The organism is Thermoflavifilum thermophilum, assembly GCF_900116565.1.
GTDB lineage: Bacteria > Bacteroidota > Bacteroidia > Chitinophagales > Chitinophagaceae > Thermoflavifilum > Thermoflavifilum thermophilum.
Genome location: NZ_FPCJ01000001.1, coordinates 1,079,374 through 1,094,788, shown reverse-complemented (window position 1 = coordinate 1,094,788; position 15,415 = coordinate 1,079,374). Strand labels below are relative to the sequence as shown.

General features: G+C 47.2%; 14 protein-coding genes. 6 read left to right on the top strand and 8 right to left on the bottom strand.

All coding sequences use genetic code 11. From position 1 onward, the window contains the following. Nucleotides 1-52 precede the first annotated feature (52 nt). Nucleotides 53-3,484, top strand: coding sequence for a methylmalonyl-CoA mutase family protein (locus BM367_RS04755; RefSeq protein WP_245759897.1), 3,432 nt, complete (start codon nucleotides 53-55; stop codon nucleotides 3,482-3,484). Between the two features lie 122 nt (nucleotides 3,485-3,606). Here BM367_RS04755 and BM367_RS04750 read toward each other — a convergent pair whose 3' ends face one another. After that, the gene (locus BM367_RS04750; protein ID WP_092458454.1) at nucleotides 3,607-4,602 is read right to left on the bottom strand and encodes a PDZ domain-containing protein; all 996 of its coding nucleotides are present in this window, start codon (nucleotides 4,600-4,602) and stop codon (nucleotides 3,607-3,609) included. 187 nt (nucleotides 4,603-4,789) lie between these two features. Next, the gene (alaS, locus tag BM367_RS04745) at nucleotides 4,790-7,417 is read right to left on the bottom strand and encodes an alanine--tRNA ligase (RefSeq protein WP_092458452.1); all 2,628 of its coding nucleotides are present in this window, start codon (nucleotides 7,415-7,417) and stop codon (nucleotides 4,790-4,792) included. 195 nt (nucleotides 7,418-7,612) lie between these two features. On the opposite strand from alaS, the gene BM367_RS04740 reads away from it, so the two are divergent. From BM367_RS04740 to BM367_RS04730, 3 genes are read left to right on the top strand one after another with little or no spacing between them, the layout of a single operon-like run. Next, on the top strand, nucleotides 7,613-8,584 hold the full coding sequence (locus tag BM367_RS04740) for a M23 family metallopeptidase (protein ID WP_092458449.1): 972 nt from the start codon (nucleotides 7,613-7,615) through the stop codon (nucleotides 8,582-8,584). A 24-nt stretch (nucleotides 8,585-8,608) separates the two neighbouring features. Continuing rightward, nucleotides 8,609-9,040, top strand: coding sequence for a MerR family transcriptional regulator (locus BM367_RS04735; protein ID WP_222842570.1), 432 nt, complete (start codon nucleotides 8,609-8,611; stop codon nucleotides 9,038-9,040). Continuing rightward, complete coding sequence (locus tag BM367_RS04730) at nucleotides 9,037-9,528, top strand: hypothetical protein (RefSeq protein WP_092458446.1); 492 nt, start codon at nucleotides 9,037-9,039, stop codon at nucleotides 9,526-9,528. Before BM367_RS04735 ends, BM367_RS04730 begins: the two co-directional genes overlap by 4 nt. Nucleotides 9,529-9,557: 29 nt before the next feature. Here the strand turns inward: BM367_RS04730 and BM367_RS04725 are convergent, their stop codons facing one another. Then, nucleotides 9,558-10,766 carry an amidohydrolase family protein gene (locus tag BM367_RS04725; protein WP_092458444.1) on the bottom strand — a complete coding sequence of 403 codons (1,209 nt, stop codon included), beginning with the start codon at nucleotides 10,764-10,766 and terminating at the stop codon, nucleotides 9,558-9,560. A gap of 88 nt (nucleotides 10,767-10,854) precedes the next feature. Here BM367_RS04725 and prfA point away from each other — a divergent pair, with 88 nt between their 5' ends. After that, a complete protein-coding gene (gene prfA / locus BM367_RS04720; RefSeq protein WP_092458441.1) occupies nucleotides 10,855-11,925 on the top strand; it encodes a peptide chain release factor 1 in 1,071 nt (356 codons plus the stop codon). A 51-nt stretch (nucleotides 11,926-11,976) separates the two neighbouring features. Beyond that, nucleotides 11,977-12,684, top strand: a complete 708-nt coding sequence (locus BM367_RS12280) for a YiaD family glycine zipper/OmpA-like lipoprotein (protein ID WP_222842569.1) — start codon at nucleotides 11,977-11,979, stop codon at nucleotides 12,682-12,684. A 111-nt stretch (nucleotides 12,685-12,795) separates the two neighbouring features. Here BM367_RS12280 and BM367_RS04710 read toward each other — a convergent pair whose 3' ends face one another. The 5 genes from BM367_RS04710 to BM367_RS04690 form a co-directional block, all read right to left on the bottom strand. Further along, nucleotides 12,796-13,179: a DUF1634 domain-containing protein gene (locus tag BM367_RS04710; protein ID WP_092458439.1), complete on the bottom strand. Its 384-nt coding sequence runs from the start codon at nucleotides 13,177-13,179 to the stop codon at nucleotides 12,796-12,798. Between the two features lie 6 nt (nucleotides 13,180-13,185). After that, entirely contained in the window at nucleotides 13,186-14,025 is an 840-nt protein-coding gene (locus BM367_RS04705; RefSeq protein WP_092458436.1) for a sulfite exporter TauE/SafE family protein, read from the bottom strand. 87 nt (nucleotides 14,026-14,112) lie between these two features. Continuing rightward, nucleotides 14,113-14,526 (bottom strand): VanZ family protein, encoded by a 414-nt coding sequence (locus BM367_RS04700; RefSeq protein ID WP_092458433.1) that lies wholly within the window; start codon nucleotides 14,524-14,526, stop codon nucleotides 14,113-14,115. A gap of 25 nt (nucleotides 14,527-14,551) precedes the next feature. Then, complete coding sequence (gcvH, locus tag BM367_RS04695) at nucleotides 14,552-14,932, bottom strand: glycine cleavage system protein GcvH (protein WP_092460912.1); 381 nt, start codon at nucleotides 14,930-14,932, stop codon at nucleotides 14,552-14,554. A 55-nt stretch (nucleotides 14,933-14,987) separates the two neighbouring features. Beyond that, nucleotides 14,988-15,332: a hypothetical protein gene (locus tag BM367_RS04690; RefSeq protein WP_092460911.1), complete on the bottom strand. Its 345-nt coding sequence runs from the start codon at nucleotides 15,330-15,332 to the stop codon at nucleotides 14,988-14,990. Nucleotides 15,333-15,415: the final 83 nt, after the last annotated feature.

Below are 15,415 nucleotides of genomic sequence, written 5' to 3'. Positions count from 1 at the left end.
GCCATTCAGCCAGCCGGTGTTTTCGTAAATTGCAAGAACTCAATTTCCGTGTATGGAAAACGAAATCTCCGGCACGATGCAGGCTGCAGCTGATGCTGAAGCATCGCGTGATTATCCCATCCGGATTGTAACAGCAGCAAGTTTGTTTGACGGGCATGATGCAGCCATCAACATCATGCGTCGCATCATGCAAAGCAAAGGTGCCGAAGTCATTCATCTCGGGCATAACCGCAGTGTGTATGAAATTGCGAAAGCTGCATTGGAAGAAGATGCAGATGCCGTGGCTGTAACCAGCTATCAGGGTGGCCACATGGAATTTTTTACCTATCTGTATGATTTGCTGCATGATAATCAGGGATCTCATATTTTGATTTTTGGGGGTGGCGGCGGCACCATATTACCTCAGGAAATTACCGAACTGCATAACTATGGCATTGCCCGCATTTATTCGCCCGACGATGGCCGACAAATGGGGCTGGAAGGCATGATTGAAGATGTATTGCAAAAATGCCGGCAACAGCGGAAAATCCGGTCAATGAGCTCCGATGTGTCTGAACAGTCAATATCTTCCTCATCATCCCGTTATGTGTTGCAAACCAGCAAGCCGGTGGTGCAAATAGCCCGGGCTATTACCTTGGCTGAGCTGCAGGTTGAAGCTTATGATGATAGGATGCAAACAGAAAAACGGGCTCCTGTACTGGGCATTACCGGTAGCGGAGGATCGGGTAAATCCTCGCTGACCGATGAAATTGTGTTGCGGTTTCTGGAGGCTTATCCGGATAAAACAGTAGCCATCATTGCGGTGGACCCTTCCCGGCGCCGTACGGGTGGGGCGTTGTTAGGCGACCGGATCAGGATGAATACGGCCGGCGACCCGCGTGTGTATATGCGTTCGCTGGCTACCCGCAACCAGGAAAGCTCCCTGAGCAAGGCTATCCGGGCGGCTCTTCAGGTAGTGCAGGAAGCCGGTTTCGACCTTATCATCCTGGAAAGTGCAGGTGTGGGGCAGGGCGATACATCCATTGTGGATCACTGCGATGTGAGCCTGTATGTGATGACACCCGAATTCGGGGCAGCTTCCCAGCTGGAAAAAATCAACATGCTGGATTATGCCGATGCAATTGCGATCAACAAGTTTGACAAAGCCGGGGCGGAAGATGCCTATATGGCCGTCTGCAAGCAATACCAACGCAATCATGGCCTCTGGCAGGCCAAACGGGAGTCATTGCCTGTGGTGGGGACCATCGCTTCCCAGTTTCACGACAGCGGCGTAAATCGTTTGTTTCAAATCCTGATAGAAAAAATAGAATCCAAAACGGGTTTTAGATTTGGCAATCCCCGGGTGCAGATTGCTGCCGATCAGCATCCGGTATTTCCCGCCATCATTCCGCCGAAACGCACCCGGTATTTGTCTGATATTGCCGATACCATTCATCGATATAACCAATGGGTAAAAGAGCAGGCTGAGCTGGCAAGCAAATGGTATCAGGTAGAGGGCACCCTGGCTCAGCTGCCCGATGGCGCACCGGAAAAGCAAACTTTGGAAAACCTCAGACAGCAGCTGTTGGCAGCTCTGGATCCGGATTGCCGCAGCCGCATTGAATCCTGGCCGGCACTCCGGCAAACCTATCAGCAAGATGAGCTGGTGTATCAGGTGCGGGGCAAGGATATCCGCCAGCCTTTGTTTTATACCACGCTGAGTGGTACCCGCCTGCCCCGGGTGATATTGCCCCGGTATCAGGATTGGGGTGATGTGCTCCGCTGGCAGCTTCAGGAAAATGTGCCGGGCAGCTTTCCCTACACCGCTGGCGTATTCCCTCTGAAGCGAACCGAAGAAGAACCCATGCGCATGTTTGCCGGCGAAGGATGTCCGGAGCGTACCAACAAACGTTTTCATTACCTGGCTGCCGAACAGCCGGCCCGTCGCCTGTCTACCGCATTTGACAGTGTAACGCTTTATGGGGAAGACCCTGCCGAACAGCCGGATATCTACGGCAAAATCGGCAACAGCGGCGTAAGCATTGCCACGCTTGACGATGCCAAAAAGCTATACAGCGGCTTTGACTTGTGCGACCCTCACACTTCGGTAAGCATGACCATCAATGGCCCCGCTCCCATCATCCTGGCATTTTTCCTGAATGCAGCCATTGATCAACAATGTGAGAAATGGATTGATGCTCATTCCCAATGGGATGCCGTTCAGGCCCGCATGGAAGAAATATTTGCTCATCATCCACGCCCTGCTTATTACAATCCGCTTTCTCCCGGACGCTTGCCAGATGGGCATAACGGATTGGGGCTGCGGCTGCTGGGTGTAACGGGCGACCGGGTGTTGCCACGCGAGGTGTATGAGCAAATCAAAGCCCAAACCCTGGCACAAGTAAGGGGTACGGTGCAGGCCGATATCCTGAAAGAAGATCAGGCACAAAACACTTGCATTTTTTCTACTGAATTTGCATTGAAGCTGATGGGTGATGTGCAGGAATATTTTATCCAAAACCGCATGCGCAATTTCTACAGTGTATCCATCAGCGGATATCATATTGCCGAAGCCGGTGCCAATCCTATTACCCAGCTGGCTTTTACGCTGGCTAATGGATTTACGTATGTGGAGTATTATCTGAGTCGGGGCATGCAGGTAGATGATTTCATGCACAACCTTTCTTTCTTCTTCAGCAATGGCATGGATGCAGAGTACAGTGTGATAGGACGTGTGGCCAGGCGCATCTGGGCCAAGGCTATCCGGTACCTGTACAAGGGCAATGAACGCTCGCAAAAACTCAAATATCATATTCAAACCAGTGGCCGTAGCCTGCATGCACAGGAAATTGATTTCAACGATATCCGCACCACGCTGCAGGCTTTGTATGCGATATACGACAACTGCAATTCGCTTCACACCAATGCCTATGATGAAGCCATTACCACGCCTACGGAGGAAAGCGTTCGCCGGGCGATGGCCATTCAGCTGATCATCAACCGCGAACTGGGAACAGCCAAAACGGAAAATTTCATTCAAGGTTCATTTTTGATTGAAGAACTGACGGATTTGGTAGAAGAAGCCGTGCTGGCCGAATTTGAACGCATATCATCCCGCGGGGGTGTGTTGGGCGCTATGGAACGCATGTACCAGCGCAACCGCATCCAGGAGGAAAGCCTGCATTATGAAGCCTTGAAACACAGCGGAGAATTGCCCGTCATTGGCGTAAATACATTCCTGAATAAAAAAGGATCGCCTACCGTGATACCGCATGAGGTGATTCGCAGTACCAAAGAGGAAAAAGAACAACAGATTTTTAATCTGCGTGCTTTCCAGACCCGGCATGCCAATCAGGCCCCCGGCATGCTATCCCGGCTGAAACAAGTGGCCCGCCAGCAACAAAATATCTTTGCCGAACTCATGGAAACGGTGAAATATTGCTCTCTTGGACAGATCACCCATGCTCTCTATGAAGTGGGAGGCCGTTATCGCCGCAACATGTAATCCTTTCTCTTATTTTTTCAATTCATATCCAAAAATAACGGGCAATCTACCCGAGGCAGATTACCCGTTTCACCTCAACCTGTATTTGCCTGATTGCCTGATAACCCGACAAACAAGCTTCTTTATAAATCCGCTTTTTTAAGCGATTGTGGCAATGTCAATGTCAGCGTGCGTGTTTCGTTGTTGCGTTTGATTTTCAGGGTTACAGAGCTGCTTTGCTGATAATCGCGCAGCGCCTGTAACATATCATCCACGTTGTTGATTGGCTGATCACCAAGTTGAGTAACAATATCACCCGGTTTTACACCTGCTTTGGCTGCCGGCATATCGGGCGTAACCTTCAATACTTTCACACCGTTATTCCCTTCCGTATCCTGAATGGTCATTCCGAGTTTGGGCGAAGGATTCCGAAAGAAATAGGAATGGAAATCCGGCACACCGAAGGGACGAAAATTACGATAGGGCCATCCATTTGGCATCTGAAAATAAGGCAAAGGATTGGCACCGAACAAGTCCACCGGATTGTTTTCCTGTTTGCCCAGACGGGCTTTCGTGGTTTGGGTTTGATGATTCCGTAGGTAGGTAATCGTAACTTCATCACCGGGCTGGTAGTTGCGAATCACATCTGCGAGTTCCTGCGGGGAATGAATGATATGATCATCCACTTTGGTAATGATATCACCGGCAAGCAATCCAGCACTATCGGCTGCAGTGCCCCGCATCACTTCTTCAATTTTAGCTCCTTGCTGATCGCCGGCCTCTGCAGTCATTACACCCAGCAACGCACGGGAAGAGCCATTGGAGTCGCGATCCTGAAAAGGATAGATGCGGATATGCGGATTGGGTGATTGTTCGAAAATATAACTGTTTCCATCGCGCAGCGGAATTTTCCGTTCGATAACGGTTAATGCACTGTCGGAATACTGATCATATTTTTTGCCGTTGATCCATATTTCTCCGCCTTTGATGTGAATATCCAGGTTAGGATTCATCTGCCCACGCTGGCGAATGATAATTTCCTGGTATTCACCTGGTGTGGAATTACTGGTATGATCCTGGGCAAACACCTGCGGCGTAAATACCAGGCTGCATAACAGGAAGAAAATCCATCTTTTCATATAAAACTGATTTATGAAAGAAGCAAAGCAAATTTAACCCAAGCCCACAGCCAGTGCGGCTAATGAACTGTTAAATCACCTGCTGCAGATCGAAGGGAATGTTAAAGTTGCAAGCCGGATGGAAGCTTATTTGCAAAAGTTTGGCAGGGGTTTGACAGGCTTTTGTGAAGGATTTTGCAAATGCTGGTTATGCCTGCGCCATTTGTGCCATGCGATGGATCACTTCCTGCAGGGATGAAGTGTTTTTACCTCCTCCGGTGGCTATGGTGGCTTGTCCGCCGCCTCCACCCTGAATCAGCGGAGCCACAATTTTTTTCATCCACTCTCCTGCATGCCAATGATGCTGAGCGGCGCTATTTTCATCCGTCATAATCAGTACCTGGGCTTTGCCCTGGATAACGGCAGCCAGCACAATCAGATAAGCAGGTACGAGATGATCGCGAAGGAAAAAACCCAGTTGTTTCAAGGCATCAGCCGAAGGCACATCCACGATTTGCCCGATGAACTGCACGTCATGTATTTTTTTTGCCTGCTGTGATAGTTGTTTGGCTTGTTGCTGCAGCCATTTCTGCTCCAGCGATTGATATTGTTTTTCCAGCTGGGATTTCTCTTCAATCAGCTTTTGCAAGGCATCGGTCAGCTGGCGGGGTTGATGGAGCAATTCTCTGGCATCGGCGAGCAAGGCCAGTTGCTGACGCACGTATTGCCAGGCTGCTTCACCGGTAAGCGCTTCGATACGACGTACACCGGCAGCCACAGCTGTTTCGGCGGTGATAATAAAAAAACCTATTTCACCGGTATACCTGACATGGGTTCCGCCACACAACTCGATGGAAAACCGGGGATCCATGGTTACTACCCGCACCTGCTCGCCGTATTTTTCGCCGAACAAAGCCATAGCACCCATCCGGAGCGCTTCTTCACGGGGCAAATATTGAATCTGTACGGGTATATTTTCCCGGATCTTCGCATTGACCAAGGCTTCCACCTCTTGAATTTCCTGTATGCTGAGCTTGTTGAAATGTGAAAAATCAAACCGCAGATAATCGGGATGCACCAACGATCCTTTTTGCTGTACATGATGACCCAATACCTGCCGCAAGGCGGCGTGCAGCAGATGAGTGGCAGAATGGTTCAGCATAAGCTTCTGCCTGCGTATCTCATCCACATGGGCCTCTATCGGTTGGTCTGGATAGGCTGGGAGTTCGCGTGTAAGATGAACGATCAGGTCATTTTCTTTTCGGGTATCCCACACCTGAATTTTTTGAGTACCCTGGATGAGCCATCCGGTATCGCCCACCTGCCCGCCACTTTCGGCATAAAAGGGAGTTTCGTCGAGTACGATCTGGTAAAAACTTTTTCCTTTTTCCGTAACCTGGCGATAGCGCAGCATCCGGGAAGTGGTGCGCAGCTGCTCATATCCCACGAAGCGGGTAAGTCCGTCTGAAAGAATGGTCCAGTCTCCAACTTCCAGGGCTGTAGCCTGGCGGGAGCGGTTTTTCTGCATTTCCAGGGCTTGCTGGAATCCGGCTTCATCTACGCTAAAGCCTCTTTCTGCGGCAATAATACGAGTCAGATCAATTGGAAATCCATAGGTGTCGAATAGCTCAAATGCAAGCTGACCGGGAATTTCACGTGTGGCAGCCGTTTCAAAATAGGCTTCAATTCTTTGTATTCCGGTTTCCAGGGTTTTCAGAAAATGCTGTTCTTCTTCGAAAATAATTTTGGCAATGAAGCTGCTTTGTTGCTGCACTTCCGGGAAAACATCGTGGAAAATCTCACCCACCACCGGTACCAGCCGATAAAGCATAGGTTCCCGGATGCTTAGATGGGAATAGGAATACCGGACGGCCCGGCGGAGAATACGTCGGATTACATAGCCGGCGCCGGTATTGGAGGGCAGTTGCCCGTCGGCAATCGTAAAACACAACGCCCGGATATGATCGGCAATGACACGGAAGCTGATGGCCTGATAGCTTTGTCCGCCGTCGTAGCGAATGCCTGTGAGCTCTTCTGTGGCTAAAATCAGAGGTTGAAACAAATCCGTATCATAATTGCTTTGTTTGCCCTGCAATACCCTTACCAGCCGCTCCAGTCCCATGCCGGTATCCACATGCCGGGCAGGAAGAGGTTCCAGCGACCCATCTTTCAGCCGATTGTATTGAATAAACACCAGATTCCAGATCTCGATGACTTCAGGATGGTTTTGGTTGATGAGAGTATGTCCGGCCCGCTGCCTGCGTTGGTCATCAGGCCGGCAGTCGATATGAATTTCGGTGCAAGGACCACAGGGGCCGGTATCGCCCATTTCCCAGAAATTGTCTTTTTTGCGCCCTTTCAGGATACGATCGGCAGGTAGCCATTTTAGCCAGTGATGATAGGCTTCTTCATCCTCCGGCAATTGCTCGGCAGCATCACCTTCAAATACGGTTGCATACAACCTGTCTTCCGGAATCTGATAGACCCGGGTAAGCAATTCCCAGGCCCAGGCAATGGCTTCTTCCTTGAAATAATCTCCAAAGCTCCAGTTGCCCAGCATTTCAAACATGGTATGATGGTAAGTATCCTTGCCCACTTCTTCCAGATCGTTATGTTTGCCACTTACCCGCAGGCATTTTTGGGTATCGGCAACCCGGCGATGTTGGGGTATTTGGGTGCCCAGAAAAAAATCTTTAAACTGATTCATGCCCGCATTGGTGAAAAGCAGGGTGGGATCGTTTTTTACCACGATGGGTGAGGAAGGCACGATGATATGTCCTTTGCTTTTGAAAAAATCCAGAAATTGTTGTCTGATCTCACGGGCGGTTAATGGCATAGCAGGAAATTGTGACAAATGATTATTTTGCTATTCAGAATCAATAAAAGAAATCGTGAAATTTGCTAATTTCAGGTTTTGCAAATTTAGCAGCCGTAGCAACAATATCAAAAGCCCTTAGATTTCCTGAGTTTTCCCTTTGATGCTTGCCCTGATGCTGCACCCGTTGGATCGGGTCTGAAATATAACCATACGATGAAAAAGATCAAGTATTATTACGATACCCGTTCGTTGCGTTATGAAAGATGGGTGATGCCTCTGTGGATGAAATTGTTGCGCACTGCGGGTATATTGCTGGCTATTTTGTTCACTGCTATTCTGATTTTTTTAATAGCGAGTCCTTTTCTGGATACTCCGCATGATAAAATGTTACGACAGGACCTGTTGACCATGCGCGAACAGTATCATGTGCTGACAGGCCAGTTGCATCGCATGGAACAGCAGTTGCGTGAATTGCAAAGCAGAGATAATCAGATTTATCGCGCCATATTTGCTGCATCACCTATTCCCGACAGTTTGCGAGCGCATGAACAGGCGCGCATAGCGGAAATGGACATGCTCGATGGTCTTAGCAATACGCAACTGATCAGCAATGCTACAGCCATGATCCGGGACATTGAACATCGGATCCATGTGCAGAATCAATCCTATGCCGAGTTAGACTCGCTTGTACAAAACAAACAGAAATTACTGGCATCCATTCCTGCCATTGAACCCATTCCTGATGAAGACATCAACCGCATAGCTTCCGGTTTTGGCTATCGCATTGATCCGATTTACAAAACCCGCAAATTTCATCCGGGCATTGATTTTGCCGCATCGGAAGGCACGCCTATCTATGCCACTGGAAATGGTGTGGTGGAATGGTCGGGCATGGATGAAAGCGGCTACGGCGTGCATGTCATTATCAGGCATGGATTTGGCTATGAAACTCTTTACGGCCATCTGGAAAAAACAGTTGTGAAAAAAGGTGAACAAGTAAAACGTGGTCAGATCATCGGATATGTAGGCAGCACCGGAAAATCCACCGGTCCACATTGCCATTATGAGGTAATCCGCAATGGGGTGAAGGTAAACCCGGTGTATTTCTTCTACAATGATATTACACCCCAGCAATATGAACGTATTTTGAAAATGGCTGCGGCAAACAATCAGTCTTTGGATTAACTTGCAATATCGTTTTCAAAACAGATGGAAGAAAAACATGACACGGCTGTAGGTAAAAAAGCTTCTTCCCCGCGGGGCAGAAAGCCTGTTGCAGATATGAAGGCTCCTCCGCTGATTGTAGAAGATCCTTCGGCAGTTCCGCTTACCAAGCAATATTATTCCATCAGTGAAGTGGCCGAGATGTTTCAGACAAGTACATCCCAGATTCGTTTCTGGGAAAAAGAATTCGACATTTTGCAGCCTAAAAAAAACCGCAAAGGCGATCGTTTGTTCAGGCCCGAAGATATTGAGCATCTGCGATTGATTTATTATCTCATCCGGGAAAGAAAATATACGGTTGAAGGTGCCAAGCAAAAACTGAAAGAAGAAATGAAAACAACCCGATCGCGTTTTGAACTGATTCAAACCCTTCAGCGCATCAAACAATTTTTGATTCAACTGAAAGAACAGATATGAAACCATTGTTTTTCATTAGTTTGTTTCTGATGATAAGCATGCAGTTGTCCGCCCAGCAGCAATCTCCAAAAGTGCTAACCGGACCCATACAGGAATCTATGCTTGCCAATGATCCTGCATTTCCGTGGTTTTATCTGGGAGTGAATGCATATCAGCCCGATTCGTTATCGCTGGCACGCATCCGCGAACAAAAAGATTTGTTTCAGGTTGTGGCTTTTATCGGGACCTGGGATAGTGTAACCATGCGGGTTTTGCCCGCATTTTTCAAAACAATGATTTTAACGGGTTACCCCCTGAATCAGCTGACCATTTATGGCCTGGATGAAAAACTCAATGGTGCAGAGCGATGGAAAAAGAAGTATGCAATACAGACCGTTCCCACATTTGTAATCCTGAAAGGTAAACAAACGCTTGGCATATTGGCACCGCCTTTCACACAACCGATAGAGGTTTCATTGGCACATTTGCTGCAACCTCCGGCAGAATAGAATTCTTTTGTGTTCATTTTTCTATTGGTTCAGGCAATGCGTTGGGAGCGAGACTCAGAGCTGAGTCGTTGCTGATGAATGGAAGACACATGCACCACTCCTGGTTTTTTGCCCGGCGTAAAGCTGCCCAGCCAGCTTTCGCAATGGAGGGCTTTGGCACCATTCCAGGTTGCCCAGCGTAGCAGGTTTTCCAGCCCGATGGAAGGGAAATGCTGCTGCAAACATTTCATTTCTTCCAGAATAGATAGGGTATCATTCGATGCCAGGCTGTCGGTCCCCATTACGATCCGGTCATCTGCAAAGGTCATGAGTGCTTCCAGTGGAGGAAGCTGCTGTTCAATATACAGGTTGGCTTTCGGGCAAATGCACCAGTAAATGGAGTCTTGAAATTGTTCGGTTGCCCATTGGATGTCGGTTGCAGGGGTGAATGTATTATGCACCAGAATCAGCTGGCAAGGCTTGTGAGCCGATGTATTTTTTTCAAAGAAAAAAGGCAGTACATGCCGCAGGCTTGTATTTCCGCAGCCCGCTGCCTGGTGGAATGAAATACCCAGTGTATCATACAGGCGCCGCATGCTGCCTTGGCCGGTCAGAAACCATTCGCTTTCTGCAGCTGTTTCCTGGTTGTGTATCGAAATCAAAGACTCATCCTGAAGTGCGATATAGCGGAACAACGTATCTGAAACGGAGTAAGGTGCATGTGGAATTATCGTGGCCGGAAATGAAGTATGGGCTTTCCATGTGGCAGCCAGCTTTTGTGCCTGCTCAAAACGTTGTTGCGCTACATCATCGGGCACTCCCATGCACTCTACGAAATGATGATAATACAAGTTAGTGGATTGCTTTACAGGCAGGCTATCCAGCGTGTTTACAATATCACCAACGGCTACAATGCCCGCCTGTTGCATCTGCTGATCGGCCAACGTGATGGCCTGCAGCTTTATGTCGGGCGAGAAAGCCGGATCATGGCGGGTTTCCATTAGTTTCAGGATAAAATTCACCAGCCCGGTGCCACGCGGAATGCAGTCTTTCAGATAGGATAATTCGGTATGGCAATGCACATTGATAAAACCCGGACAAAGCAGTCCGGCGAAATAATCGGCCTTGCGAAGTTGCCTCTCATCCGGTTGGGGAATAAATTGGAGGATGCATCCTTGCTCATCAATTGCTATAGCTGCATGAGGCCATAATTGCCATCCATCGAATATAAAATCGGCCGTAAGCACCCTGCTTTTCATGAGCTTTCCTAAAACAAACGCTTGATAAAACTGCAAGATAGGCAACTGCGGGAAACAATATTAACTTTGCGCACGTTCAAGTTATCGCATGCAAGATCAGTTAGAAGCTATAAAAGCCCGCTTTGAAGAAATCCGGCTTGCACTGACCAATCCCGAAGTAGTGGCTGATCAGCAACGATTCAGTCAGCTAAGCAGGGAGTATCGGCAACTGGAAAAAATTGTAACCGCCTATGAGCAATACCGGCAGGTGTTAGACGATATCGAGTTTCGCAAGGAAGTGCTGGAATCGGGTGATGAGGAAATGCGTGCCCTGGCCCGCAAAGAGCTGGAAGACTTGGAAAAACGGCGGGATGAGCTGGAAGCAAAAATCCGGCAGCTGCTCATTCCCAAAGATCCGCAGGATGAAAAGAATGCCATCCTGGAAATTCGGGCCGGAACGGGTGGCGATGAAGCCAGCTTGTTTGCCGGCGATCTGTTGCGCATGTATTTGCGCTATGCAGAAAAAAAAGGCTGGAAAACCCAGATTCTGAGCGAGAATCCGGGTACAGTGGGCGGATATAAGGAGGTGATCGTGCGCGTGGAAGGCGAAGATGTATATGGTACGCTAAAGTTTGAATCGGGTGTACATCGCGTGCAACGAGTACCCGCTACGGAATCGCAGGGCCGAATCCATACTTCAGCTGCTACAGTGGCGGTTTTACCGGAAGCTGAAGAAGTCGATGTGGTGATTCATGAAAACGATATCAAAATGGAAACTGCCCGCAGTGGTGGTGCCGGCGGACAGAACGTAAACAAAGTGGAAACCAAAGTGAGGTTGATTCACATCCCTACCGGTATTGTGGTGGAATGCCAGACGGAACGCACCCAATTTGCCAATCGCGAAAAGGCCATGATGATGTTGCGCACAAAACTATATGAAGATGCCGTACGCAAACAGGAAGAAGCTATTTCGCGCCAGCGCAAAAGCCTGGTATCCACTGGCGACCGGTCAGCAAAAATTCGTACCTACAATTATCCTCAGGGACGTGTAACGGATCATCGCATCGGCATGACCATTTACACGCTCGATGCCTTTATGGACGGGGAAATTCAGGAGATGATTGAGGCATTGCAATTTGCTGAAAATGCCGAGAAGCTGAAAGCAGGTTCCAAAACCTGATGAAAGATTTGGCAAGAATTTTGGGAAAATACACATAAAAAAGACAGAAACATGAAACATCATCCACACAAGCTTTACACCATGAGTTTTCATTCCGGACTTGCAGGTTTACTTGCTGTGTCGCTCATAATAGGCAGTTGCAGCGTTACCAAAAAAATGAACAATACAGAAAAAGGTGCTGCCATTGGTGTGGGAGCCGGTGCTGCCAGCGGAGCCATCATCGGTAAAGCAGCAGGCAACACGGCTTTGGGCGCAGTGATCGGTGCCGCTGTGGGCGGAACAGCTGGTGCGTTGATCGGCAAGAAAATGGATCAGCAGAAAAAAGAAATTGAGCAGTCTGTGCCCCATGCACAGGTGGAACGGGTAGGAGAAGGATTAGTTGTTACTTTTAGTTCAAACGTATTATTTGGATTCGATCGTTACGATCTCACTCCTGATGCGAAAAATACCATTCAGGATTTATACCAGATTCTGGTAAAATATCCCGATGAAAACGTGCTGATAATTGGACATACCGACAGTGTTGGCTCAGAGAGTTACAACCTGAAATTATCCCAGCGCAGGGCTAATGCGGTGGCTGATTATCTGATTCAATTGGGAATTGATCCATCCAGAATTACCACCAAAGGCATGGGCGAAACTGATCCCAAATTTCCCAACGATACACCCGAACATCGTGCAGCCAATCGAAGGGTAGAATTTGTGCTAACGGCCAATGAAAAAATGAAACAGCAAGCTGAGCAGGGTACTTTGCAATGAATTTGAATATTTTTTGTTTGCAATAAATTCATATCTTCCCCTCAGGATAGTTTGGTGGTTTTTATAGGCAACAGTAAATCATCCCCGGAATCTAAGTCCGGGGATTTCTTTTTATCCGCCAAGACCGGAGAAAATGCCAATCATCAGGATACTTAGCACAATTATAGTAAGCACAATGTAAAGCACATCCCTTTCAAGGATAAACCCAATAATCGAAAAAAATACCCGGGCAATAGGTGTAGCAATCAGCAGTACAATGCCAAACTGTATAAATGCTTTGATATCGCCTTGATGCATGGCATGCAAAATACCAGAAAGAGATGTTAAATCACTTTGTTCTCCATGAAAAGTATGAAAATGAGGTGTGTCGCCTGCGTGGGATATAAGATACAATAATCCGCTTATGGCTACGATTACAGCTGAGATTGTTACCCCCCAGCGCAGTAAATAACTCAAGAATATTTCAATACGCTGATCATTTATCTGTTTTTTCATTGAAGACTATATTTTATTCAATAACCCATTGTAAATCATCTCCAGTCCGAGAATGGTAATTACCGCAATAAATAAAAGGCGCAACCAGCTGGTAGCACTTTTCATCAGAATGCGTGCACCCATCATGGAACCCAGCAACACACCCAAAACAACAGGCATGGAAAGTACCGGATCAATATATCCTCTTGAAAGATACACACTGGCACTGGCTGCAGCCGTTACACCAATCATGAAATTGCTGGTTGTGGTAGATACTTTAAATGGAATATGCATGATGTTATCCATGGCAACTACTTTCAGCGAGCCCGATCCCAGTCCCAGCAAGCCTGAAATAATGCCAGCAAACATCATCATGCCATATCCGCCGGCAACCCGATGCACAGCATAGGAAATCTTGTTGCCATGTTCATCTGGAAAATCGCCATTGAGCTTCAGGATTCTGGCCAGTTTGCTGGATTGATTTACATCCAGATGATCCTGTTTTTTCTTCAAAGAAATCAGCGCAGAATACAAAATAACGATCCCAGCAAGAATGGCAATAAAATGAGAAGGTAGGTAAATGGCTAAAATAGCTCCCAGAATAGCTCCTGATGTGGTAGCCACTTCCAGAAACATAGCGATCCGGATGTTGGAGAATCCTTCTTTCACATAAGCTGCGGCAGACCCGGAAGAAGTAGCAATGACAGCTACCAATGAAGTGCCAATGGCATAACGGATATCAATATGAAAGCCGATGGTTAGCAACGGAATGATCACCACACCACCGCCCAGGCCGGTCAACGAACCTAACAAACCAGCCAGTAATGCTCCGGCGAAAATAATCAGGGTAAACGTGAGCAAACTCATATCATGACATCATTCAAAGATGCGCAAAGGTATGGCAAGGAAATCAGTGTATAGGTAACCTGTGTTACACGTGTAGCAGAGAAAAATTCAATGCAGGAAAATTTTAATCCATTCCTGCAGATAACGCTGGCTTATATAGCCTCCTATCAGCGCTCCTATGGCATCGGCTATCATATCCCCAATTTCAAAATCGCGATGAATGAAAGCAATATCTTTCTGCAAAAATTCAATGGTGATGCCTAACAAAATGCCTGCAATGATATAGTGTATCACTCTTTTATGATAGATCGGGCCGCGATGCAGATATAATGCTGCACTCCACAAAATCACAAACAACATAAAGAAGAAAGCATGCACCAGCTTATCAAACTGAGGAATATGATCCAATACTTTAATATCCGGTACTACTTTTGCCGGCATCAGCGTAAGTACCAGAATGACACATGTCCAAGCCGAGGCTGGCAAATAATATTTCCAGTTTTTATGCAAAGCCGGTTCCATCAAAAAATAATATGGAAGAAAGCATTTAGTTTCCTACCAGTTGCTGATACTGTTCAGCTGCCAGCAGCTCATTAAGCTGAGAAGGATCACTCAGCCTGATTTTAATCATCCATCCTTCACCATAAGGATCCTGGTTTACCAGTTCCGGTGCTTCATTCAGGCGTGGGTTTATTTCGATGATAGTGCCTTTCACAGGCATATATAGTTCGGATACGGTTTTCACCGCTTCAACCGTACCGAAGGGAGCATGCGCATCCAGTTCTTTTCCTGCAGAAGGTATATCCACATACACGATATCACCCAATTCGCGCTGGGCAAAATCTGTAATTCCTACCGTGGCTGTATCGCCCTGTACAGCTATCCATTCATGTTCAGGTGTGTATTTCAGGTGTTCCGGGAATTTCATAACGGTGTTTTGATGTAAAAATACAGGTTTGCATCCAACTGCAAAAATGCAGCATTTAAACATGCTTTTCTAACAAGGGCTCAAAATAGTACAGCATTAATTTTTTTAACCACATTTCCTGATGTGCTGCATCCATTTCGGGTATAGATTTCATTTGTTGAAAATGCGGCCATCCCTCATCATCCTTCTTTACAACGCGATAATATCCTTCCTGTGCCAATAATGTACAGGTGCCTACATGAATCAGATCTTGTTTTTCTTCTTTGCTGAAGCGGGTTTTGGAAGAGCTGATTTCCTGCAGGCCTATGAGCATAAGAATGCCTTCCATATTCGGTTTACGACCCAATCGTTTCTCCAGTATATGTTCAAGTGTTTTCCATTTTTCGTTTATATCATCCATGATCAAAGCAGTTTTAACTTTTTCTGGCAGGTACTTCCATGTAGCTTTGCAGCAGAGGAGTAGCAGACCCATTCTTTAACACA

Bases quoted from the DNA above. Each gene is read 5' to 3' on its own strand.
- BM367_RS04755 (WP_245759897.1), top strand. From the start codon at position 53: ATGGAAAACGAAATCTCCGGCACGATGCAGGCTGCAGCTGATGCTGAA.
- BM367_RS04750 (WP_092458454.1), bottom strand. From the start codon at position 4,602: ATGAAAAGATGGATTTTCTTCCTGTTATGCAGCCTGGTATTTACGCCG.
- alaS (WP_092458452.1), bottom strand. From the start codon at position 7,417: ATGCCATTAACCGCCCGTGAGATCAGACAACAATTTCTGGATTTTTTC.
- BM367_RS04740 (WP_092458449.1), top strand. From the start codon at position 7,613: ATGAAAAAGATCAAGTATTATTACGATACCCGTTCGTTGCGTTATGAA.
- BM367_RS04735 (WP_222842570.1), top strand. From the start codon at position 8,609: ATGGAAGAAAAACATGACACGGCTGTAGGTAAAAAAGCTTCTTCCCCG.
- BM367_RS04730 (WP_092458446.1), top strand. From the start codon at position 9,037: ATGAAACCATTGTTTTTCATTAGTTTGTTTCTGATGATAAGCATGCAG.
- BM367_RS04725 (WP_092458444.1), bottom strand. From the start codon at position 10,766: ATGAAAAGCAGGGTGCTTACGGCCGATTTTATATTCGATGGATGGCAA.
- prfA (WP_092458441.1), top strand. From the start codon at position 10,855: ATGCAAGATCAGTTAGAAGCTATAAAAGCCCGCTTTGAAGAAATCCGG.
- BM367_RS12280 (WP_222842569.1), top strand. From the start codon at position 11,977: ATGAAACATCATCCACACAAGCTTTACACCATGAGTTTTCATTCCGGA.
- BM367_RS04710 (WP_092458439.1), bottom strand. From the start codon at position 13,179: ATGAAAAAACAGATAAATGATCAGCGTATTGAAATATTCTTGAGTTAT.
- BM367_RS04705 (WP_092458436.1), bottom strand. From the start codon at position 14,025: ATGAGTTTGCTCACGTTTACCCTGATTATTTTCGCCGGAGCATTACTG.
- BM367_RS04700 (WP_092458433.1), bottom strand. From the start codon at position 14,526: ATGGAACCGGCTTTGCATAAAAACTGGAAATATTATTTGCCAGCCTCG.
- gcvH (WP_092460912.1), bottom strand. From the start codon at position 14,932: ATGAAATTCCCGGAACACCTGAAATACACACCTGAACATGAATGGATA.
- BM367_RS04690 (WP_092460911.1), bottom strand. From the start codon at position 15,332: ATGGATGATATAAACGAAAAATGGAAAACACTTGAACATATACTGGAG.